Here is a 24,623-nt window from a genome sequence, read left to right on the forward strand (position 1 = left end):
CAATGTCAATGTGGTGAATTTACATTATCATATTTAAATTTGAAAAGATAGCGCAGCATAGTCTCATGTGAGGCTTGAGCAAATCTACTAATATTTCCAATAGGGTAATCGTAAGCATATGCCACTTGAAATTGAGAGGTAAGGTTAAAACAAATTAAGAAATCAACAGATTCTTGTTTTCTGTAGGAAATTCCTGCCGTCAAAACACGTTTGTAGCTAGTCAAGAAACTGAAATCGTAACTTAGAGGAGTACCTTGGTAATACTTCATTAAAAAGCTTGGGCTGATAGTAAAATTGTTTCCTACGGGAATATGATATTGCGTGAATATTAAATGATTCAAATTAATAGGATCTAAGCTAATAGTATCATTTATATTAGTTGTTTTATTGATTATAGAGGGAATGGAATAACCAGCTTCGAATTTTCTGCTTCTGAAATAAAAACCAAAACCCGCATTAAAATCAGTCCCTGAAAAGAGCTCATCAGCAACGGTTGGATCAGGATTTCCATTCTGCAATGATTGATAATCCGACCTAACATTTAACATCCCTGCCTTCAGTCCAAATGAAAGATACCTTCGGTTTCCAAGCGGTAAGTGATAAGCTAAATTAGTGGCTATTTGAATATTTTGGTGTACGCCAATGCTCTCCCTGTGAATGAAAAGTCCAGTGCCCACTTTGGGATTTTTGAATGGAGAATGAACCGAGAAAGTTTGAGACTGGGGTGCGCCCTCTAGGTCATTCCACTGATCTCTATATAAAAGCGAAATACTCAAAGCTTCACTTGTACCTGCATAAGCAGGGTTTATCAACGACCCATCAAACATATACTGAGTGTATTGAACACCCTGCTGAGCGCTTATATTGGTGTTAAACCCACTGATTATCACCAGTAGTAGCACGAAGAATTTTATATAGTATTTTATTTTACCCAAAAAAAATAAATTATAGATAATCCAATTATGATATTTTGAAAAGTTATAACCAACACTAGCTTAACTTTTACCAAAGTATTTCAATAAAGCCTTTTCTCTCAATGGCATCTTGTTCATTTCTTACCAAAATATAATAATAATATGTACCTCTAGGCACTAACTCTCCACTTTTATTTTCACCCTTCCAAACCACATTATTATTATTATAACCTTTTGCTGAATAAATTTCTGTACCCCATCTATCCACTATAATTATTTGATTTTCAGAAAACTTCTCAATGCCTTCAATGAGCCAATAATCATTATTACCATCCCCATTTGGAGTGATTAATTTGTTAATTTCTATTTTCAATGGAATGGGTTCTATTATTATGTCAAAGGAACAATACTCAGTCTGACCATTTGCCTTAGTGAATGTGTAAGTAACCGTATTGATATCTTTTTCAAATATACTACCCGGCTCATGACTTGAAGTTATGGTAATTTCAGAACAACCGGCTGTTGCGGTTGGTGGGTCCCAGCTTATACTTGCAGTCCCTTCAGTATTCTCCGCTTTTAAGGTAATATCTTCTGGGCAATTGTTAACCATAATACCAGCATCATCCAGTACATGTACTTCAAAACTGCAAAAACTTCTGTTTCCAGCATCATCAACAAATTCATATTCTACAAGTGTTACACCAACTGGAAAAGTACTTCCGGATTCATAATTTGAACTCACGCTAACTGAATTGCAATTATCAGTGGCAGTAGGTGGTTCCCATTCAACAACAGCCTCACAATCATCTGATGCATTAACACTGATATTTTGCATACAATTAAGACCCTCAGGCTCTGTTTGATCAATTACTTCTACTTCGAATGTGCAATTAGCAGTTGCACCATTTTCATCCGTGGCAATATATTCAATTATGGTAATCCCAATTGGCAACTCATCCCCTATTTGATAATTACTGCTAATATTAAGATTGGAGCAATCTTCAAAAATAGGTTCCTCCCAGTTAGCAATTCCAATACATTGCGCATTCGCATTAAGTGTAATTTTGTCAGGAGAAGACAGTAGTATTGGGCTGCTTTCGTCTTCCACCAATATCTCAAAACTGCAGATGCTACTGTTACCTGCATTATCTGTTGCTGTATAAGTAACAGTCGTTGTCCCTACAGGAAAAACTTCTCCTGAAAAATAATCGCTTTCTAAAGTGATTTCGGTATCACAATTATCTGTTACTACAGGTGATGTCCATTCTGCAATAGCTTGGCATTGTGAATCTGCAGTAAGAATGATATCTGTCACACAAGTTTTAAATTCAGGAGCTTGATCATCCTCTACTGTCACGTTAAAGCTACATTCTATTTCATTTCCTGAATTATCTGTGGCAGTATAAGTCACAAGAGTGGTTCCCAAAGGAAATATATCACCAGAGTTGTGCTTAGAGGTAACTTGGAGACTGTTATCGCAATTATCAGAGAAAACTGGGGCATCCCAGTTTACAACTGCTTCACAATCATTACTTATGAAAACAGTAATATTTTCTGGGCAATTTGATATGGTAGGCCCATAATTATCTTCGACTATAACATTAAAATTGGCAGTATTTTCATTCCCCGCTTCATCGGTTGCTGAATATTGGATATTAGTTTCTCCCAAATTGAAAACATCCCCTGAATTGAAATTACTAGTAATGACAACGGAAGAGCTACAATTGTCTTCAGCTAATATCTCATCCCAAGTGGCAACGGCTTCGCAATTTTCATTAGTTGTTACCCTTACTTCGGTTGGAATATTAAGGAATTCAGGATCAGTATTATCCGAAACGGTGACATCAAATGAGCACTGAGCTGCATTTCCACTGTCATCAGTAGCAGTATAATTAACTGTAGTAGTTCCCAAAGGAAAATTGCTTCCATTTGTAAAATTAGATCCTATATTTATAACAAGATCACAGTTATCGCTCACCGTAGGTTCGACCCATTCCGCCTCTGCCTCGCAGTTATTATTAGCATCTAGGAAAAGACTTGTAGGACATGTATCGAATACAGGTGGTATAGTATCATATAAAGTAATTGTAAAACTACAGCTGGCGTAAATTTTACCGTCCTTTCCAGAGGTATATGTGACTGTTGTGGTTCCCAGAGGAAAAGCATCTCCGGAGTTATGTGTACTTTCCAATTGCAAGTCACAAGGAACTATGGGTAGACCCCATAATACACTTCTATCGCAATTTCCATTTACATCTATTTCAAAATTTGAAGGACAATTACTTAAAGCATAGGCAGATGTGGGTTTTACATGTACAATAAAACTACACTCATCCACTACATTTCCGCCAGCGTCTTTTTCAGTATATGTTACAATGGTTTCTCCGATCTCAAATAAATCTCCTGGATCATGCGTTGACTCCACTGTTGAATTAGGATTTGGGGTAGTAGGAGGTGTCCAAGTTACAGCGGTATAACAGCCAGAGCTAATCGGTTCAGTTTGATTACCTGGACAATTTTGCAATTTAATAGTCGGTGTTTTTTTTTCAACAATTGCTTCTCTTATTTCTAAACTTTTATCCTTTAGAAAGAAATTACTTTTATCAGCTTTGGCATTGAAAACACAAAAACAAGTCCAGTAAAATATTAAAATAATTACATTAGCTTTCATTTTACAAAAAAGTATAGCCAACAAATAGTAAAATGTATGGTAGTAATATATAGAAAAACAAACAAATACAAAAGTTTATTCAATTTTAAATACTGTTGAAGAATAAGAGATAAACAACTATAAATCATAGTTTTGACTTACAAATACGGTTTCTAGATGTTAATGGAACCATAAATCTCATAAAAAAATGGATCGAATAAAAATCTTTCTTTTCTTTTAAATACTATCCCACTATATGCTTCTATTGAAAAATGGTTAAGACATTGAATGTTGGGGAGATGTAATAGATTTGTTCTATCATCTGAAGCATTTTTCTATCATAAACTTCATTTCTCAATCTTTGATTAGTACAATTTTAAATCTAAAATAGTTTGATTTTTTTTTTGTTTTTTAGTGATTGGACACTTCTAGCCTGTAAAACAATGTGATGTTCATTTTTTTCTTGTCAGACTCTGCCAGTCGTACTTGGAGAGAAACATTGTTAAGGATCAGTTTTTATGGTTTTCGAAGTCATGATACCAAAAAACACCCATACCCTCTCATTTTGAGTGCTCTTGCTTTTACTTTTCTTAGCCCATTATGGTTCTTGTGGTTTCCAAAGCTTCCTTCCAATACCGTTGACCTGTCTTTGTTAAGTTCGGTCTGTAAGGCTTTTACATTCATTATAAGCATTAAAGTCCATCAAGTAGCTCTAGCCATTCTTTCGGGCTTTCCCTTTTCATAGGTAAGCTGTTTACGCTTTTGGTCAACAAACATGTTCCTTGGCCATTTCACACCGCTAATCTGGGAGCACCTTTACTGCTTTCATCCTGTGAGAGAAAGCACTCTTTCAGTTCCTTTAAAGAAAGTCTTTCATGCACTTTTCCGATTTCGAGTGTCTTGAAAACATACCATTTTGGAGCAACTATTAATTTGAATGGGAATAAATTCAGCTGTGCTATATCGCAATTGTTATTTATTTTTTCTCAACTACAATAAAACACAAAACCCAGGAAATTGCCATACATGGTGAAATCCAGGGTTATAAATCAACTTTATTTGTGCTTTATGATTTTCTAAAATTATCGGTATTCAAAAGTCTACCTAAGACATGTAAATTATCTTAAGAAAATCCTTAATTAATAACGTTATGAACTAAATTCTCAGGTAATAAAATCAACCAAATGGCACTTCTTTTATCTTAATACCTAATTCCTGTCGGATTTTCTTGATTTGAGTGACTTCATTTTTAGTACACAAGGCCATGCTCACACCCGTTTTACCTGCTCTGGCTGTTCTTCCACTTCTATGAACATAGTAATCAACTTGCTTAGGAATTTCGTAATGAACTACAAATGCCAGATTAGCTACATCAATGCCTCTTGCAGCAACATCTGTGGCTATCAATAAATCAAGCTTTTTATTCTTAAAAGCTCTCATTTCTTTATCTCTATCCTTTTGGTGCATATCGCCTTCCAAAATTCCAGTTGAAATTTTTCTTGCATTCAGCTGTTCATGAAGTGTTCTGGCTGCATTTTTAGTATTACAGAAAATAATACCTCTCTCCTGCTTTTGAGTCTTCAAGAAATAATCTAGTACCATCATTTTTTCATCAGCATCGCATGGCACATACTGATGCATGATCTTTTCATTCACTAATTCATTTCCAGATGCTTTGATTTGCTTAGCATTAGGATCTAAATATTGCTTAATAATGTATTTGATATCAGTAGGAATTGTAGCTGAAAACAACCAAATATCCTTTTTATGCTTCATTGTATTCAAAATGAATTCCAAATCTTTTTTGAAACCCATGCTTAACATCTCATCAGCCTCATCCAACACCATCAATTTTGCATCTCTGATATCTACGGCTTTCCTTCTGATTAAATCATTAAGTCTCCCTGGAGTAGCTACTAAAATTTGAGTAGGCCTTTTCAGGTTTTGAATTTGCTTTTCAATTTTCTCTCCACCAAAAACCACTTCCATAAATACCTGATCAGAATATTTGGTGAACTTGAACAACTGATGCTTTATTTGTTGCGCTAATTCTCGAGTTGGAGATAAAATTACCGCTTGAATTTTGTCGTCTTTAGGATTAATTCGTTCTAAAATGGGTAATCCAAAAGCAGCAGTTTTACCTGTTCCGGTTTGTGCTTGAGCAACCAAATCACCTTCATTCTGCATTAAATGACTAATAACTAATTCTTGAATCTTGGTCGGATTCTTTATATTCAATTCAGATAAACCTTTGATGAGTTTATCAGATATTCCTAATTCCTTAAATGTCATGTTTTATATTACTGATATTATTAATTCCTTCTTTTGAAAGACTTCTTCTTTTTAAAGCTCGAAGGTTTTCTTTTACGAGCATTTTCCTCATATTCAGGGCCTTGACCAATTTGATTTGGTAAGCTGTTGGTCTTCATAATTGATTTTTCAATCAAGGCTTCAATACGGTTGAATTTCTCCATATCCATTTCATTGATAAAGGTTATGGCTTCCCCTTTAGTAGCTGCACGGGCAGTTCTACCAATTCTATGGACATAATCTTCAGGATCACCTGGAACATCATAATTCACTACTAGGCTGATATTCTCCACATCAATTCCACGAGAGATAATATCAGTTCCGATCAAGACTTGAACTTTTTTAGCTCTAAAATCACGCATGATAATTTCTCTTTCCTTTTGATCTAAATCACTGGAAAAAGCTTTCACTGACATGCCAATATCTTTTAAGTCGCGCTCTAAAGATTTAACTTTATCTTTTTTCCCTGCAAAAACGATAGCTGTTTCATAGATTCCTGAACCTAGAATAAATTTTAACAATGGTGTTTTTTGATCATCATGAGTTAAAAAAGCCTTTTGTGAAATGCCGGCTGCAGGCTTAGAAATTGATAAGCTTATCTCTTCAGGATTATTTAGTATGGCTCCAGCCAATTTTTTGATCTTTGGAGGCATAGTAGCTGAAAATAAAAGCGTTTGCCTTTTTTCAGGAAGTTGTTTTACGATTCTCATGATATCATCATGAAAACCCATATCCAACATTCTATCGGCTTCATCTAAAACTAAATGTTGAACGTTGTCCAACTGAGTTTCATTTGAATTCAAAAGTGCAATTAGTCTTCCAGGAGTAGCTACCAAAATATCTACACCCGCTCTAATGGCTTTCTTTTGTTGTTCCCAAGCTGCACCGTCTCCACCACCATAAATGGCAATACTGCTTGCATTAGTGAAATATGAGAAGCCTTCTATTTGCTGATCTATTTGTTGTACAAGCTCTCGAGTTGGAGCTATTATTAAAGTATTTACACCTTTGGTTTCACCACCGATGGCAATCTTATGTAAAACAGGTAGTACAAAAGCAGCAGTTTTACCGGTTCCTGTTTGCGCACAGGCTATTAAGTCTTTACCATCTAATATTTTAGGAATGGCTTCTGTTTGTATGGGTGTGGCTTTTAGAAAGCCCATCATTTCCAAGCCTTCGCTCAGCGTGGGATGAAAATTTAATTCTTTAAATTCCAATTTCTTTATTTTTAATAATTCGAAACTTTGCAGTTTGTATCAAAGGTAATGAATAGCAGGGATATATAGCTAAAAATTGGACAGATTCGCATTTTCAAGTATTATTTTCCACATGATCAGTCCGTTTCACTACATCACGTATTATTAAATCCAGTTCCAAAGAACTGTCTCTAATAGATTGAATAACTTTTACTTTATCATCATGATGAATGCTTTCAAATTTCTCAAGATAATCTAACAAACCTAAAAGTCTAGCTAATGGCGCCCTCACTTCATGACTTTGAATCCAGGCAATTTCTTTGAATCTTTCATTCTGCTGTTTAATAGATCTGATGTAATTATTTCTTACTGAAATATCTCGAATAATCCCCTGAATTTGCCCTTGAGAGGTAAGTTTGCAATTTATTTCAATAGGGATATCTATTTTATTTTCTGAAAATAAAATAGCTTCCTCTAATGCAGCCCCATTTTCATGAATAATATCGGTAATGGTCAAACTATCCCTGTTTTGTAGTTTGACTAATTGATTAAGATTATATTCGGTTATTTTTTCAACCGGTATACCAGTCATTTTAAATCCCTTCTCGTTTAATTCTATTAAATTTCCGCTCTCATCAGTTACAAAAATTGCATCGGAAGCTTGCGATACAAGGTTTCTATATTTTTGCTCACTTTTCTCAAGTTCTTGAGCTGATAATTTACTTTCAGTTACTTCCCTCACCACTGCCAACACTTTTTCTGAATTAATTGCAATAAATCTAGATTCAAAATATTTCCTCCCGTCTTTAAAGTCTAAATAATAGGAATGTTCAGTAATTTCTTTTGAACTAATTGCCTTTTGAATAGCCAAATGAATATTTTCAGCAAACTTTTTCTCAAATAATTGGTAGACAGATTTCCCTATAAATTCATTTGGTTTATAAATTAATAGAGAATGCTGGTAGGCATGAAAATCTAGATAATTAGCATCTTTATCATAAATAAATATTAAATCTGGAATAGCCTTAACCATAGAAGTTAGGTAATCATTATTTACTTCAATTTCCTTAGTTTTCTCGGACAACAGCGACTCTAACTTTTCAGGTTTTTTCAATAATTGATAGCTATGTAGACCACTTCCAAGTGATGAAGCAATTGTTAAAGTAATTACTACTGCTAATAATATATAAATAAGAGGATCTTGTTGATAATATCCTGATATTTTCCACCCTGACTCTTCAAATTGATAGCTTAACAATAAACTGCCATTCGATTTATTTGTAGTGAAATATTCTTCTTTTTTAGTATTTGGATTTATTTTTGATAATTGAAAACTAATATTCTCAATTTCAGAATTAGTAATTCCAGAAGCTTTTAGAAAATCTTCCATTTTGATCAGGACTGCAGAGAAACCCCAAAATTCCTTTTCATGAAAAATTGGTAATCTTCCAACTATGCCTATACCACCTTGCTGAAATTCAAGTGGGCCAGCATAATAAATTTTCTTATTGATAATTGCTTTATTTGCTTCAATACTTGTTTCAGAATCTTTTAAAATATCAAAACCAATTACAGATTGATGTAAATCATAAGGATAAACATATTGAATTTCACCTTTTCTCAGTATTTGAACGCCATATAAATAAGGATGACGCGCCATTATTTCTTTGGCTACATGCTTGAAATTTTTAATAGTATCCGAAGTAGGATCAATTGTTAAACCAACAGCAAAGGCAGCAAAATTGCTATTGGTCATTATTCTTCGAATGTTTTCGGTTACAAGGTTTAATTCCGACTGTAATTGTTGTGTTTTTAGTTTTTGATAATATTGGTAGCTAATTAATATCGTAGTAGAAAACACTATAGCAGTAAAAGCACCTATGGCAATAGAAAATATTAATGACTTATTTTTTCTTTTTATTTTTGATATATGATTCATTAACACTACTTAATTACTTAAGTAAGATAATATATTTTATCTCAATCAAGAAAATAAAAAGACATTTAAATTATTGGTATTAGTGAAAAAATAAAAAAAAAATAGAGCTTTGAACATATCCAAAACTCTATCATAATTAAAAAAGATAAACCTTAAACGGCATCTGATAAACTCGTGAACGTAAAATCACGAATTTTCATAACTGGAACAAGGTTTCCATTGATTCGTTGTTGCTGTCCTAATTCCTCCAAATTATTCAACATGATAATTGGGCTCTCATTAAAACGCATATTCTTAATAGGATGCTTAATTTTACCATTTTCAATATAAAAAGTACCATCACGTGTTAAACCAGTATAGAGCAGTGTTTGAGGATCGACAGTTCGGATATACCATAAACGAGTTACTAAAATCCCTCTCTTTGTGCTTTTAATTAAGTCTTCAGTTGTGGCATCGCCCCCAACCATAATTCCATTTGCAGGACCTGGAACTGGTTCTACCCCTTGCTTTTTAGCCCAGTAACGGCTGTAAGACATGTTTTTGACTACCCCATTTTCAATCCAGCTAGTTCGCTCTCTAGGTAAACCATCGCCATTCCATCCATTCGCAGGAACTAGTTCATTGAATGGGTCTGAATATATATTGACTCTTTCATCCACTAGTTTTTCACCAATTTTAGTTCCACCTCCTTTTTTTGATAGAAAACTTCTTCCTTCATCAGCTTGTCTAGCTCCCATGTTGTACAACATATTCCCTAATAGTTGTACGGAAGCTGCAGGTTCCATTATTACGGTATATTTCCCAGGTTCAATAGCCTTCGCTTCTCTACTCATAATTGCTTTTTCCAAAGCCACAGCAGATGCCTCTGCGCCATTAAATTGGTTAACATCGTTATAGTCTCTGCTAACCCAACCTGAACCAGTTCCATCACTTGTACGCATGGTTACAGTGAATTCTAACTCGGATTCCTGAGAGTAGGCAAATAAGCCTTTAGAATTCATTATACTTGAAAAGCCTGAGGAATCTTCTAAATAACCAGCTGCAGTTACATCCTTTGCTTTTGCTGGCTCGATACTGTTTTTGGCGATTTCAGCTCTAAATTCAGGACTGATATCGGCTGTACTTTTAAAATATGTTTTGGATTCCTTATATTCTTGGGGACCTAAAGGTTCCATAAATTCTGGATTCTCAGGAGCTAGTTTTGCTAATTCCTCAGCTCTTTTCACCACTTTCCTTAATGACTCATCGTCAAATTCATTTATAGTAGAGGATGCTGATCTTTTTCCAAAATTTGCTGTTACACCTAAGCTGATGTCATCATTAAAGCCACTGGTGGTTACTGTATTTCTAGCATATCGGATATTGCCCCTTCCACTCCCCGATAGGCCTGCTTCCAAGCTATCAGCAGTAGAAAAGCTCATCACCTTTTCTAATATTTGCTTTGCTTCTTCTTTAGATAATATTGCCATTGTTAAAGATTTTAGTTTTAGACTAATAGGTTTAAGACTTATTAAAGCCAAAAACCATTGAATTAGAATTAAATATTTCTTGCAGTATTGATTACATTTACGCCATCGAAACGAGTCGTGGCACTGCCATGAGAAACTGAACTGATTTGTGACGGTTGTCCTTTTCCATCAAAGAAAGAACCGAAAGTTTTGTAATCACTTTTATCACAAATCTTAGAACAAGAATTCCAAAACTCCTGGGTATTGGATTGGTATGCCACATCATTCACAGGCCCTTTAATTTTCCCCTCTTCAATTTCAAAAAACAAAGTACCACCAAATTGGAAATTATAACGTTGCTGATCAATAGAATATGAACCACGACCTACAATATAAATTCCTTTTTCAACGTCCTTAATCATATCATCTGGACTGTATTCCTCTTTTCCAGGTTCTAATGATACATTTGGCATTCTTTGGAATTGAACATCATTCCAGCTTTGAGAATAGCAACATCCGTGAGATTCATCTTCATTTATGATATGAGCCTGATCTCTAATGGCTTGATAATTTACCAAAATTCCGTCTTTAATTAAATCCCATTTTTTGGTCTTCACTCCTTCATCATCATAACCTACTGCCCCTAAAGAGCCTTCTTGAGTTTTATCAGCAAAAACATTTACTATATCACTACCATATTTAAAATCTTTGCTTTTCCATTTATCTAAAGTAGCAAAGCTAGTTCCAGCATAGTTTGCTTCATATCCTAAAACTCTATCTAATTCAGTTGCATGTCCAATACTTTCATGTATCGTTAACCCGAGATGGTTAGGATCTAAAACAAGATCATATTTCCCTGCTTTAATAGAATCAGCTTTTAGCATTTCTTTGGTTTGCTTACCAGCTAAACCTGCATCTTCTATCATGTCATATCTATCAAAATAATGCATTGTGCCACCAGGACCTTCTTTTTTGCTTGAAGCCCTTGGATCCATATATTCAAACCCCATTCCCATTGGCGAGCTTAAGGCTTGTCTTGATTTATATTTCCCAGTATCTGGATCAATAGCGGTAACATTAAAGTTTGGCCAGATGCAATGAACATCTTGATCAATGTAAGAACCTTCGGTGCTAGCAAAATATTTTTGCTCATTGATCATAAATAAAGCACTATTCACATAATTAGCACCATTATTTATGGCTTCAGCATTTGCAGAAAGAAGTAAATCCACTTTTTCTTTTAAAGGAACAGCAACCGCATTCTTTTCAAGCGGTGTTTTCCAACTTACCTCTCCATAGGATTGTACCGGAGCTAACTGAACGGGTTCAGTTTGAATTTTCCCATTTGCTTTTGCTATGGCAGTAGCTTTTTCAGCTGCCTTCTGAATTCCAGCATCGCTAACATCTAAAGTGGAAGCAAAACCCCAAGTGCCATTCGCAATAACCCTTACTCCCACTCCGAAAGATTCCGTATTTACCGCATTCTGTAATTTATCTTCTCTAGTGAAAATATATTGGTTGAGATATCTTCCGATTCGAACATCAGCATAAGTAGCTCCATTTGCCTTAGCTGCATTTAATCCAATATCAGCTAATCTTTTTTTCTCTAAAACATCTATTGGGCTTTCTAGAAGTCTGTCCATATCCACCGCATTACCAATTAATGGCACGGTTAATAATGCTCCTCCTACACCCATTCCTGCTAGTTGTAAAAACTCTCTTCTCTTCATTTGGTTAATATTAAAAATGAATTGATTTATTTTATGAAAAATAATATCCGGTAAATTTCATTATTTAGCTAGTACAAAAGGATAAACGGCATTAGAAAACTTTAAGTGGATAAGCTTTGGAAAAAGAGACAGAACGCAAAATAATACATGTCGACATGGATGCTTTCTATGCATCCGTTGAGCAAATGGACTATCCTGAGCTAAAAGGAAAACCTGTGGCTGTTGGTGGAAACCGACAGAGAGGTGTGGTAGCAGCAGCAAGCTATGAAGCCAGAAAGTTTGGAATACATTCCGCAATGCCATCAAAAATAGCCGCCTCCAAATGCAAGGATTTAGTTTTTGTAAAACCTCGTTTTGAAAGGTATAGAGAATTGAGCCATCAAATTCGAGAGATTTTCTTTAGATATACTGATTTAGTAGAGCCACTTTCTTTAGATGAAGCATATCTAGATGTAACCGAGAATAAAATGGGGATTTCCACCGCTACTGACATTGCATTGGAAATTAAAAAAGCAATTAAAGATGAAATAGGACTGACTGCTTCCGCAGGTGTTTCCATTAATAAGTTTTTAGCGAAAATTGCTTCCGATTACCGAAAGCCTAATGGGATTTTCATCATTAAACCTCATCAAGTAATTCCTTTTATAGAAAAATTACCCATTGAAAAATTTTTTGGTGTTGGTAAGAAAACAGCTGAAAAAATGCACTCCTTGGATATCAAAACTGGAGCTGATTTAAGAAATAAATCAATAAAAGAATTAATTAAATATTTTGGTAAACAGGGCCGCTATTTTTATTCAGTAAGTAGAGGAGAAGATTTTCGAAAAGTAAATCCAAACAGGATCAGGAAATCTGTAGGAGCAGAAAATACATTCGCAATTAGTTTAAAAACTAAAACAGAAATATGGGAAGCTTTACAGCCCATTGCCGAAAAATGTTGGAAACGCTATAAGCAAAGTGATGCTAATGCCCATACTATAACGCTAAAAATAAAATTTGACGATTTCAAGCAAATAACTAGAAGCAAATCATATGAGGAAGCTATAGAATCAGCCAATCTATTTGATCAAGGTTTAGAAAGTCTGATGCAATCATTTGAATTATCGCAATCCGTCAGATTAGTAGGTTGTTCCTTATCTAATTTTGAAATAGAAGAAAAGGTAGGCGAAAATGGACAAATGACTTTAGGGTTTTAGTAAAAAAATCAATTTAATTTTTCAGCAAACAGCCTTTTCAACTTATCCACTTTAGGTTTAATAACAAACGTACAATAAGGCATTCCTTCATTTCTAGTATAGAAATCTTGATGAACTTCTTCCGCTGGATAAAATGCTTCAAAAGCTTTTATTTCAGTAACGATAGGGTCATCAAAAATCTCGGAAGCATCTAACTTTTGCTTTATTTCATTTGCTATTTTCTCTTGCACTTCATTATGTGTTAAAATAATTGATCTATAATGTGTCCCTACATCTGCTCCTTGTCTGTTAAGAGTTGTTGGATCATGTACTTGAAAAAAGATTTCTAGTAAGTCTTGATAAGATATTATTTCAGGGTTGAATGAAACTTGGGCTACTTCAGCGTGTCCAGTTCTACCTTGCACTACTTCTCTGTAAGGAGGATTTTTAATATGACCACCTGCAAAGCCTGATTCAACACTTTCCACTCCTTTAAGCTTTCTTAAAACTGCATCAATACACCAAAAACATCCTGCACCAAAAGTTGCTTTTTCTAAATTATCGACATTCATATTTTTATATTGCAAATGTTAAACATTGAAAAATATAGCACAAAAAAAAGGCTATCATGATTGATAACCTTTTAAAATTAATAATGTTACTTAGTTTATTTTTGACCTTCTTCTGTCTTATCTTTTTTTCTCAATTCATCAGCTTTATTCATCATTTCCTCTGCCTTTTTATTTTCGCCTAGTTGAGAATAAAGTGTTTGAAGGGTTTCGATAATTGCCAATTCCTCAGGAGCTAGCTCCAAAGATTTTTCAAAATATGGCCTTGCCTTTTCTAAATATCCAATTGCCTCTTCTTCAATTTTTTTCCCTTTCTTTCTATAGGTCTGCAAATCCATATCCCTTGCAACTTTAAATAAATCAGCTGCTTTGTTGTAATAGTAAACAGCATAATTATAATTAGCATCTAAATATTCAGGATCGATTTCTATAGCTTTCAAATAAGCCTCTTCTGCTTTTTCAGGTTGCTCTAGTTGTTCGTATAGATAACCTAAATTGAAATATAGATTGGCATTTTCAGGCTCTTTTGCAATGGCCTCGTTAATTTTATCCTTTGCCTCATCTACTCTTTCAGCTGTGATCAATAAATTAATTTCCTGCTTATTAAATTCATCATTTTCAGGAAATTGCTTTTTAGCCATACCAATAACTTCTAATGCTTTTTCAATATCCTCATTAGCATATCTTTCAATAGAGATTATACTACCATAAATATCTGGCTCATGGTAATCTAAATCTATCAATCTGTAGTAGTATTTCAAGGCAGCTTCATTATTCTTTAATTGCTGTGATGCAATTCCTGCGTATAATGTAGCTGTTGTATCTTTTGGTAATACTAACAAAGCTTTATCGAAAGCGGCTACTGCTTCTTCAAAGTTTTGAGCAGAATAAGCTTCTGAACCTTCATTAATAAAACCACCCCACAGCTCTTGAACTTTTAAGTCAGTTAAAGTGAAATATTTATCACCTTCACTTACTAATTCAAAAACTTTATCATAGCTATTAGAAGCTTCCACTACTAAATCTTTAGAATATCCTTCTTGATTTAAGATAGCCTGATAAATAGTACCTCTAGTATACCAGGTTTTAGGATCATCCTTTGTCTTTTCATGTTCAGATGCCTCATTAATAAGCTCTTTTGCTTCTTGTAAATCACCATTTTCCAAAGCTCTATCTGCTTTTCGGACATTTTTATTTTGCGCAAAAGAAAGTCCTGCTACTAATAGAAAGGCAAAAATAAATGCGAGTTTTTTCATTTTAATCTTATTTTGTTTGAAAAATTATTAATGTATTATACTATTTTAATCTAATTAGGATTCACTATTATTTTCATCATTTGAATTATCGGGAGTATCCTCAGTTCCTTCTCCTTCTTCCTCTACTTCAATTTCATCGATTTTTTCAACTTTTTCAACCGAAGAAATGCTATCACCCTCATTTACTTTGATTAATCTAACTCCTTGTGTAGCTCTTCCCATAACTCTGAGATTTTCTACTGCCATACGAATAGTAATACCAGATTTATTGATGATCATTAAGTCATCAGAGTCTATTACTTCTTTTATAGCTACTAGCTCACCAGTTTTTTCAGTAACATTTAAAGTTTTAACACCTTTGCCACCTCTTTTGGTAATACGGTAGTCTTCAATATCAGAACGTTTTCCATAACCTTTTTCAGAAACTACTAACAGATTAGCATTTTCTCTAGTAATGGCTACCATCTCTATTACAATGTCTTTTGCATCTTTCAATGTAATTCCTCTTACTCCGGCAGCTGTTCTTCCCATTGGTCTCACATTGCTTTCGTGGAAGCGAATAGCTCTTCCTGAACGCGCAGCAATGATAATATTATTATCGCCATTGGTCAATTTCACGTTTAGTAATCTATCCCCTTCATTAATTGAAATAGCATTAATACCGTTAGCTCTTGGTCTTGAATATGCTTCAAGCGTAGTTTTCTTGATAGTACCTTTTTCAGTACACATCACCAAGAAGTTATTGTTGATATAATCTGCATCATCAAGATTCTCAACATTTATAACAGCTCTAACTGAATCTTCTGATTCAATATTGATTAAGTTTTGAATAGCTCTACCTTTAGAGGTTTTAGAACCTTCTGGTAATCTGTAAACCTTAATCCAATATACCTTACCTAACTCAGTGAATATGAGTAAATAGTTATGTGTTTTGGCCACAAAAAGCAGTTCAGTAAAGTCATCATCCTTACTTCCTGCCCCTTTTGAACCTACTCCACCTCTTCCTTGAGTCTTATATTCGTTTAATAAAGTTCTTTTGATATATCCTTGATGAGAGAGTGTAATTACTACATCCTCATTTGGAATCATATCTTCATCTGTAAATTCTTCAGCACTATGGATGATTTCAGTTCTTCTTTCATCACCATATCTGTCCTGAATTTCTTGCATTTCATCCTTGATGATCTTCATTCTTAGCTCTTCATCAGCTAAAATAGATTCTAAATACTCAATGAGTTTCTTAATCTCTTCATATTCTGAAATGATTTTCTCTCTTTCAAGACCCGTCAATCTTTGAAGTCTCATATCCAAAATAGCTTTCGCTTGAATTTCAGATAATTCAAATTTCTCTATTAATCCATTTCTAGCAATCTCAGGATCTCTTGACTCACGAATTAATTTAATTACTGCATCAAGATTATCAAGGGCAATTAGGTATCCTTCTAAAATGTGAGCTCTTTTTTGAGCTTCATCTAATTCGTATTTGGTTCTTCTGACAATTACATCATGTCGGTGATTAACATAATGCTTGATCATATCCTTCAAATTCAGTGTTTCAGGTCTTCCTTTTACAAGGGCCACATTATTAACACTAAATGAAGTTTGAAGCTGTGTATGTTTATAAAGATTATTTAAGACAACATTTGGAATAGCATCTTTACGAATTTCGTAAACTATTCTTAAACCATTTCTATCAGATTCATCTCTAATATCAGAAATTCCCTCTATTTTCTTCTCGTTAACAAAAGCCGCTGTTTTTTCAATCATATTGGCTTTGTTCACCATATAAGGAATTTCTGTAACAATTATTCTTTCCCTACCTGATTTTAGAACCTCAATTTCAGCCTTGGCACGCATTACAATTCTCCCACGACCTGTTTCAAATGCAGCTTTTACTCCTTGATAGCCGTAAATAGCTGCACCTGTAGGAAAATCAGGAGCTGTTACATGCTCCATCAATTCTGGTATTGTGATATCATTATTATCAATATAGGCATTAATACCATTCACTACCTCAGTTAAATTATGAGGAGCCATATTGGTTGCCATACCTACTGCAATACCTGATGCACCATTCAATAATAAATTAGGCACTTTCGCAGGCAATACGGTTGGCTCTTTCAGTGAGTCATCAAAGTTAAATTGAAAGTCAACCGTATTCTTATTAATATCGGTCAACATTTCCTCTGCAATTCTCTTCAGTCTCGCCTCAGTATAACGCATGGCTGCAGGAGAATCTCCATCAATAGAACCGAAGTTTCCTTGACCATCCACCATTTGATAACGAAGAGACCAAGGTTGCGCCATACGTACCATGGTATCGTAAACAGCAGAATCACCATGTGGGTGATACTTACCTAAAACTTCACCAACGATTCTAGCTGATTTTTTATAAGGTCTATTGTGAGCAAGACCCAATTCTTGCATCCCAAAAAGTATTCTTCTGTGTACGGGTTTTAAGCCATCCCTAACGTCAGGCAAAGCCCTAGAAACTATAACCGACATTGAATAATCAATGTAGGCGCCTCTCATTTCATCCTCTATATTAATTGGGATGATTTTTTCATTTTCTCCTTCAGCCATAGATTTGTTTACTATCTAAAAATAAATAAAGTGCAATTTAAAGAATTTTATTAAGCGGTGACAAAAATAATCATTTCATTTGCGTTTTAAAAACGGAAATGCTTCTCTTTTTTCATTCAAATTATATGGATGATTTTCACCTACTTTTGGGTTTTGCCATTTATAAATGGGTTGACCTCTATATTTTTTATCAATATGATGATGTTCTTTCTGTGCTTCGCAATTGCTAATAGGGCATTTTTTGAATAATGGAAAACTTATCCTTACCCCTACTTGAAATTGCAAATTCCACATTTTGGTATTAATTGATTGACCTGTAGGCATTAATGTATTGATTGATTTTAAATCAACTGATGGGCGCATGACCAATCTAAAATATTCAGAAAAATTCTTTTCTATTGGGAAACTCAAATTCCAATAATTACTAGTGGAAACATTGCCACCAGGAAAAACACTACTGGATAATTTAAAGTTACCATACTCAACATCAGCAAAATAAGAAAAATCCCAAAAATCATAATAGTGCACTCCAGCTGTTAAATAGTATTTACGAGTGAAAAATCTTGAAAAATCAGATTCATAATCTGATATGAAATCGGGTAGTCCTTTTAGATTAAGTTTGGCTTTAGAATTAATTTCAAATGTAGCCCCTGCCCCAACTCTGAATCTATTGTAATTAAAATGAATTTTTAAATGAATTGGAATAGCGTTGCCACCTCCTACAAGTCTTTTTTCTAGGCTATCAATTACATAGCTTCTATTTTGATCAGATTCATTTTGACTAGTTTGATAATAAACAGCAGATGAGGTATTCAAAGTGTCGGTTACAAACGGCTTATTGAGCCAATTCCCAATTCCTACCGAATTACCTAAAGAATCTTCTGCCAATAGATACAAATTTGAATTGCCGCTATAAATTTGATAGTCATCCAGATTTTGTCTGTATCGCGTGGAACCATAACCTATAGCCACTTCAGCAGAAAAATGATTGGCGATTTTACGCAAAAAATTAGCATCAATATCGACATCATTAGGCGGAGGCCCCCAAGGATTAAACACCTGTCCCATCACAGGTGAAATAAAAATTCCACCTAGAAATAGAATGATGATTGTAAAAGATTTTATATTAAATAGGTTTCTCCCCAACGAATGATAGTTTTAGTAGCACAAAAGTACAAAAATTATGCTAAAGCATGTTGAAACATTTATTTAACCTCAAAAGCTTCCAAAAACTCGTTAAAAATAGTAAGTTCTGATAAACCGGTTTTCATCCCTATAGATTTGATTTTATCAAATTCTATATTTCGAATTTTGCCTGGATTTAATATGTCCTCTTCCCTTTCTAAGAACATGGAGGAAATAAATCTTACTAAAATATATGGGGCTTCCATCACTCGAATTTGATAGGATTTTGTAGTGTCATTAGCTTTATCAATTGTTTCTTTTTCGAAAAGAATATGAAATATTTTATTTATAGTGCCGTAAAACTCGTCTTCCCATTGATCGAATTTTTTAATTAAAAATTTCATACAATCAGCAACAGGATCTTTTGATAGGAAAAAACCTCCTTTTGAAAGTTTCCTAGCTTTTTTCTGCAAAGACATTTCTTCTTTAAAACTAATGTTATTGTTCGCCATTGCCTTCCCTACAACAGGACTCAATAAAATCAATGACAAAAAATCATGATTACTTATTTCAAAATAAGGCGCTGTTTTTTCAAGAAAATCCTTTCGAAGTGCTTCAGTGATCTTTTCAATTTCCTGATTCTCAATGATTACGGCTATTTCTGCTTCAGTGAACATATTTTTGTTTCGTTTTATAAAAGGAAAAATACATTAAATAATTGCAGAATACAATTTTAATAGATGTAGCATCAAATAATTTAGATCAAAATTACAAAAACGGCTGATGAGTTATTTGATTTTGATATTTATATTCCATTGCCAACTCATTAAATTCCGTTTTTGAAAGATAATCAAAAGACCATTTTCTACTATAGGAATTAGGTGAATTAACATCATATTTATATTCTAATTCAGTTATTTTTTTAAGATTCTCACTCCATACCAATATTAGCTGATCATGTTTCTCCTCTAGATTAAAAATCCACTTAATATGCTCATTATTAATTTTATGTTGTGCTATACTATTTGAATTTGCTTTAATATCAAATAATAAATCAGGATTAATCAAAATGGGACTATGCAGACTATCGGTCAAAACATCTGCATCATATAAATCAAAAATATTACTTGATAAGTCATGAATCCATTCATTATTTAAATACATGGAATGCAAATAATTTGGAAACTGTTTTTGGTTCATACCAAAATATCCTGAAGATATCCCACTATCTGAATTCCTATTAAGAGCTACCATTCCATATAAACTTGTTGATAACTGTTTAGAAGAATTATTGATAGTGTAATTTAGATTATAATAAAAATGTTTCTGTTCTGATAAGGATTCATAAATTTCAGATAAATCACTTTGCTTTTCAGGTTCTGAGCAAGAAATACCGGCCAATAGAAGTAGTATGAAATATATGGAATTGTTCATGAAGTAGTTTACTATTAATTCATTCAAATATAACGAAAAGCAAATTAGTTAAAAATTTAAAAAACTCTGCACCCACTCTGGCGTTTAGTTTTTGAAACAAATTTTACATATGAACGCATTTGAATTTAAAAATCCTACTAAAATCATATTTGGAGAAGGCAAAACAGAAAAACTTGCTGATAATATTCCAGCTGGAAGTTATATTTTGCTGGCTTATGGTGGTGGAAGCATCAAGAAAAATGGTGTCTATGATCAAGTTATTGCTGCCACCAAAGATTTTAAAATCACAGAATTTTCAGGTATAGAGCCTAATCCTCATTTTGAAACACTAATGAAAGCAGTGAAAATTATAAGAGATGAAAAAATTGATTTCATTTTGGCTGTTGGAGGTGGTTCAGTAATTGATGGTTGTAAATTCCTTTCTGCCGCAGCCTTTTATGAAGGTGATGAATGGGATTTAGTATCAAAAGGCTTGTCCAGAAAACAAGAAAAGGTCTTGCCTTTTGGCACAGTATTAACATTGCCCGCAACAGGTTCCGAAATGAATTCCGGTGCAGTGGTGACCAAAGTCTCAACTCAGGAGAAAAGAACCTTTGGTGGTCCTCAGTATTTCCCAGTATTTTCAATTTGCGATCCATCTGTCATTCAATCACTTCCTAAAAGACAGATTGCTAATGGAGTTGTAGATGCTTATACGCATACGTTAGAGCAATATTTAACTTATCAGCATGATGCAATATTGCAGGATAGAATTGCTGAAGGAATTTTGCAAACTTTAATCGAAATCGGGCCACAGGTGATGGAAGATCCATCTGATTATAAAGCTGCATCTAACTTTATGTGGTCCGCAACAATGGCTCTAAATGGTATTTTAAGGTTAGGAGTTCCTACTGATTGGGCAACACACATGATAGCTCATGAACTAACGGCATTGCACGGAATTGATCATGCTAGAACCTTGGCTATTATTGCACCTAACCTATACAAAAAGCTATTTGAGGACAAAAAAGAGAAGCTAGTTCAATATGGAAAAAGAGTTTGGGGATTAAATGGAGAATCAGATAGTGAAATTGCAGAAAAAGCAATTGAAATGACTGTATCCTTTTTCCAATCAATGGGCATCGATACGAAATTGTCAGATTACACCTCTGATTATGAAAAAACCGCTCAAACAGTTTATGAAAGATTTACAGAACGGAAATGGATGGGATTAGGAGAAACACAAAAAGTAGGGCCTGAAATGGCTAAAGAAATAGTTGAAATGAGCATTTAGTTTTATTATCAGTGTATCTTAATCAAAGAAATATATCTTAAATCAATAGTATAAAGAAACTGAGCATTTTAAGTTTTTAGAATTTTATCTTTTAATTTTTCAAATTGAGAATGTTCAGTTTCTACTTCTTTCACCTTCTTATTGATGGTTTGATCTGTTTCTAATTTCAAACGAATCTCTTTTATCGTTATATCCAAAATTTTCACCTCACCTTTAACCTTGTTAATTATCTCTTCTTTTTCCTTTATTTCTTCTGAATAATCTAATAAATTACACAAACCCAGCATAGTAGCCACTGGTGCCCTCAATTGATGACCATTAATGAAAGTGTATTCAGCCAGTTTTTCATTTTTAAGTTGAAGCTCTTTCGTTCGCTCCATCACTGCATCCTCCAGGTGATTATTTAAAGCTTTCAAAGATTCATTTAAGGATTGTAACTCTTCTGATTGGGTTAAAATTTCTTTTTGTTGTAGGGTAACTTTACGATTTGTTAATTGCACATTTTTAGAGAACTCGTAACTAATATAAGCAATTGAAATAAAATGGATGAGCGCATATGCTAACACTAAATGAAGCATCAAGTCTGGAAGGTCTGTATTTAGCTGGAAACCGTAAATGGGCAATGTGAAAAGATAGCCAAGAGGAATAAGCAGTATTCTGTAGAATTTATGAAAACCTCTGGATGCAATATAATTACTCACTAAGCCAAGAATGAAAATGAAGCTTGGAATATAAAGTAATTGGAGAAGGCCAACAAACCAACCAACAACGAAGAAATCTACCATATTTTGCCTAATACCTATTCCTTTATCATTATCATGACTGACGTAATAGAGAAATAGAAGATAGGGTAGAAATACAGCTAAAGAAAACGTGCAATAATGCCATATTTCAATTGATATATTATTGTAATCTAAAAATATGATTAGATATATGGCATTGAAACAGTAAGCTGCATATCGAAAAAGCAGCGATGCTTTTCCGAAAAAATCACTTTTCTGCCAATAATATCTAATATTTAATAAATGCACATACCAAATTAAATACCTAAACCTAATTCACCAATTAAAATTTGTAATATTTTAGACTAAATACTATTTACACAAAAAAGAAACCCATTTAAGTAATAATATTTTAATAATGAGTTTACATTTCGGATGCTATAAATTTTTTGAACAAAATTTTAAATTTGATAGTTATTATCAAATAATTATTTAATAATATTCAAGCAACTTATTAATAACCTGCCATTCGTTTTAATTTGAATTGCATCAGACAAATTTAAATGCCAAAGATAGATAAAGAACAAAAATTCTTTGACTTTTCGGATTACGGGAGGAGTCCTGCAATATATGCTTCCAATTTAATTAAGGACACCTTTATTACGCCAATACATGTGACCATAATCTTTGGTATTATTGGTTTGATAACAGTATATGCAATTTTAGTAGACTATTACTTATTAGCTGGATTTGGTTTAATATTGAAGTCTATTGTAGATGCTATGGACGGGGAGCTAGCAAGAATAAATGAAAGTCCCTCCTACTCAGGAAGATATTTAGATTCAATTTTTGATAGTATTTTGAATCTCTTATTTATCCTAGTGATAAGCTATAAAAGTAATATCCCAATATGGCTTGGATTAATTGCGTATATATGCATTCAGCTCCAAGGAACTTTATACAATTACTATTACGTAATTTTAAGACATCGCTCTGTTGGAGGAGATACAACAAGCAAGATATTTGAAACGAAGCCACCTGTTGCTTTCCCAATTGAAAGTCAAAAAACTGTCAATGTTTTATTCAGAATCTTTAAATTCCTTTATCTCCCATTCGATTGGTTAATCTATCAGTTCGACAGCAAAGCCTATAAGATTCGTCAACTTCCAAATTGGTTTATGACTATAATTTCAGTTTATGGCTTAGGCTTTCAGTTAATGTTGATGGCAATTATGCTATCTCTGGGCTGGATTGATTTTATCATTCCTTTCTTTATCGCCTACACATTTATGATTTTTATATTCGTAGGATTAAGAAAATTATTCATAAAATAAATCATGGAGAATTTAGCAATACATTAAATTAATTTTTTGATGGAATTACTATTTTTGCTCTTTTTAATAGTCGTAATTGGCTGATCAATTAAGTCCGAATAATTCTTAATAAACATTGCTACAAAATAAAATATAAAGGATACATAAAATATAAAGAGCATTACCAAAACAATGCTACTAGAAGCGCCAAATATCCCTTTTATATTACTATTGACTAGTATTTGCTCTATCACAATCTGTCCGATTTTAAATAATACAGAGGTCATCACACCCCCAAAAATTGCAGGTTTCCATGGTAATTTCGCATTGGGCAGTATCTTAAATAATAAAGTAAACCAAGCTGAAAAAGTAAGTAAAGAAAATACTATACTAAAAATTCGAACTAAATAGGATTTAACATTTGGTATGAGATCCGTTAAATGGTCTCCTATAAATGCAATTACAATATCTGAAAGTATGGCAATTAAAATGATTACCCCTCCAATTGAAACTAAAGCTATTGCAGTAAGTCTTCCACGCAAGTGAGAAGTAAATTTCTGGTTACTTTTTGAAGGCACATCCCATACTTGGTTTATATTCAATTGAACTAGAAAAAATAAATTTGTACCTATAAATAGTAAAAATAGAAACACCAATATGGAAGTTAATAGATCATCTGGGAGTTCTTGAAAATTCCTGAATATTTGCTTTATTTCTTCCGTTCCTGAATTACCTAAGACATTACTGATTTGACTGAAAATTTCATCATTTAGAAACTCTGGTTTGATAAAAAGTCCTAGAGTATTTATTAAAATAACTAAGATTGGAGGTATAGCAAATAAACTAAAAAAAGCAGTGGAAGAGGCTAATTGTAAAGGATTTTTATCTTTAAGGTCCTTTAGAGATTTAGGTATTAATTTCAGAATTGCTAATATCTTATCTTTCATTTTAAATTCGCAGGGACTAATTCTAAATTGTAATAAACA

At 33.4% G+C, this 24,623-nt stretch carries 18 protein-coding genes; 3 read left to right on the forward strand and 15 right to left on the reverse strand.

The window, feature by feature from the left end:
* Nucleotides 1-5: 5 nt before the first annotated feature.
* From QYS49_RS13140 to QYS49_RS13170, 7 genes are all read right to left on the reverse strand, one after another.
* Complete coding sequence (locus tag QYS49_RS13140) at nucleotides 6-935, reverse strand: PorP/SprF family type IX secretion system membrane protein (protein ID WP_308347871.1); 930 nt, start codon at nucleotides 933-935, stop codon at nucleotides 6-8.
* 67 nt (nucleotides 936-1,002) lie between these two features.
* A complete protein-coding gene (locus QYS49_RS13145) occupies nucleotides 1,003-3,585 on the reverse strand; it encodes an HYR domain-containing protein (RefSeq protein WP_308347872.1) in 2,583 nt (860 codons plus the stop codon).
* Nucleotides 3,586-4,740: 1,155 nt separating this feature from the next.
* The gene (locus QYS49_RS13150; protein WP_308347874.1) at nucleotides 4,741-5,856 is read right to left on the reverse strand and encodes a DEAD/DEAH box helicase; all 1,116 of its coding nucleotides are present in this window, start codon (nucleotides 5,854-5,856) and stop codon (nucleotides 4,741-4,743) included.
* Between the two features lie 20 nt (nucleotides 5,857-5,876).
* Nucleotides 5,877-7,091, reverse strand: coding sequence for a DEAD/DEAH box helicase (locus QYS49_RS13155; RefSeq protein ID WP_308347876.1), 1,215 nt, complete (start codon nucleotides 7,089-7,091; stop codon nucleotides 5,877-5,879).
* A gap of 94 nt (nucleotides 7,092-7,185) precedes the next feature.
* Entirely contained in the window at nucleotides 7,186-9,009 is a 1,824-nt protein-coding gene (locus tag QYS49_RS13160; protein ID WP_308347878.1) for a PAS domain S-box protein, read from the reverse strand.
* 152 nt (nucleotides 9,010-9,161) lie between these two features.
* Nucleotides 9,162-10,478 carry a TldD/PmbA family protein gene (locus QYS49_RS13165; RefSeq protein ID WP_308347880.1) on the reverse strand — a complete coding sequence of 439 codons (1,317 nt, stop codon included), beginning with the start codon at nucleotides 10,476-10,478 and terminating at the stop codon, nucleotides 9,162-9,164.
* A 68-nt stretch (nucleotides 10,479-10,546) separates the two neighbouring features.
* Nucleotides 10,547-12,187 carry a TldD/PmbA family protein gene (locus QYS49_RS13170; RefSeq protein ID WP_308347881.1) on the reverse strand — a complete coding sequence of 547 codons (1,641 nt, stop codon included), beginning with the start codon at nucleotides 12,185-12,187 and terminating at the stop codon, nucleotides 10,547-10,549.
* A 116-nt stretch (nucleotides 12,188-12,303) separates the two neighbouring features.
* Between QYS49_RS13170 and dinB the strand changes: the two genes are divergently transcribed.
* Nucleotides 12,304-13,383: a DNA polymerase IV gene (gene dinB / locus QYS49_RS13175; RefSeq protein ID WP_308347882.1), complete on the forward strand. Its 1,080-nt coding sequence runs from the start codon at nucleotides 12,304-12,306 to the stop codon at nucleotides 13,381-13,383.
* Nucleotides 13,384-13,391: 8 nt separating this feature from the next.
* On the opposite strand, the gene msrA is transcribed toward dinB, so the two are convergent.
* From msrA to QYS49_RS13205, 6 genes are all read right to left on the reverse strand, one after another.
* Nucleotides 13,392-13,934 carry a peptide-methionine (S)-S-oxide reductase MsrA gene (msrA, locus tag QYS49_RS13180; protein WP_308347883.1) on the reverse strand — a complete coding sequence of 181 codons (543 nt, stop codon included), beginning with the start codon at nucleotides 13,932-13,934 and terminating at the stop codon, nucleotides 13,392-13,394.
* A 95-nt stretch (nucleotides 13,935-14,029) separates the two neighbouring features.
* Nucleotides 14,030-15,187, reverse strand: coding sequence for a tetratricopeptide repeat protein (locus tag QYS49_RS13185; protein WP_308347884.1), 1,158 nt, complete (start codon nucleotides 15,185-15,187; stop codon nucleotides 14,030-14,032).
* A gap of 54 nt (nucleotides 15,188-15,241) precedes the next feature.
* Nucleotides 15,242-17,770, reverse strand: coding sequence for a DNA gyrase subunit A (gene gyrA, locus QYS49_RS13190; RefSeq protein ID WP_308347885.1), 2,529 nt, complete (start codon nucleotides 17,768-17,770; stop codon nucleotides 15,242-15,244).
* A 75-nt stretch (nucleotides 17,771-17,845) separates the two neighbouring features.
* Entirely contained in the window at nucleotides 17,846-18,916 is a 1,071-nt protein-coding gene (locus QYS49_RS13195; RefSeq protein WP_308347886.1) for a hypothetical protein, read from the reverse strand.
* Nucleotides 18,917-18,975: 59 nt separating this feature from the next.
* The gene (locus QYS49_RS13200) at nucleotides 18,976-19,572 is read right to left on the reverse strand and encodes a hypothetical protein (RefSeq protein ID WP_308347887.1); all 597 of its coding nucleotides are present in this window, start codon (nucleotides 19,570-19,572) and stop codon (nucleotides 18,976-18,978) included.
* Between the two features lie 91 nt (nucleotides 19,573-19,663).
* Complete coding sequence (locus tag QYS49_RS13205; protein WP_308347888.1) at nucleotides 19,664-20,329, reverse strand: hypothetical protein; 666 nt, start codon at nucleotides 20,327-20,329, stop codon at nucleotides 19,664-19,666.
* Between the two features lie 109 nt (nucleotides 20,330-20,438).
* On the opposite strand from QYS49_RS13205, the gene QYS49_RS13210 reads away from it, so the two are divergent.
* Complete coding sequence (locus QYS49_RS13210; RefSeq protein WP_308347889.1) at nucleotides 20,439-21,602, forward strand: iron-containing alcohol dehydrogenase; 1,164 nt, start codon at nucleotides 20,439-20,441, stop codon at nucleotides 21,600-21,602.
* A gap of 68 nt (nucleotides 21,603-21,670) precedes the next feature.
* Here QYS49_RS13210 and QYS49_RS13215 read toward each other — a convergent pair whose 3' ends face one another.
* Entirely contained in the window at nucleotides 21,671-22,633 is a 963-nt protein-coding gene (locus tag QYS49_RS13215) for a hypothetical protein (protein ID WP_308347890.1), read from the reverse strand.
* A 254-nt stretch (nucleotides 22,634-22,887) separates the two neighbouring features.
* Here QYS49_RS13215 and QYS49_RS13220 point away from each other — a divergent pair, with 254 nt between their 5' ends.
* Nucleotides 22,888-23,658: a CDP-alcohol phosphatidyltransferase family protein gene (locus QYS49_RS13220; RefSeq protein WP_308347892.1), complete on the forward strand. Its 771-nt coding sequence runs from the start codon at nucleotides 22,888-22,890 to the stop codon at nucleotides 23,656-23,658.
* Nucleotides 23,659-23,681: 23 nt separating this feature from the next.
* Here the strand turns inward: QYS49_RS13220 and QYS49_RS13225 are convergent, their stop codons facing one another.
* Entirely contained in the window at nucleotides 23,682-24,584 is a 903-nt protein-coding gene (locus tag QYS49_RS13225; protein ID WP_308347893.1) for a YihY/virulence factor BrkB family protein, read from the reverse strand.
* Between the last annotated feature and the right edge of the window lie 39 nt (nucleotides 24,585-24,623).

This window comes from Marivirga salinae (genome assembly GCF_030503855.1).
Lineage (GTDB): Bacteria > Bacteroidota > Bacteroidia > Cytophagales > Cyclobacteriaceae > Marivirga > Marivirga salinarum.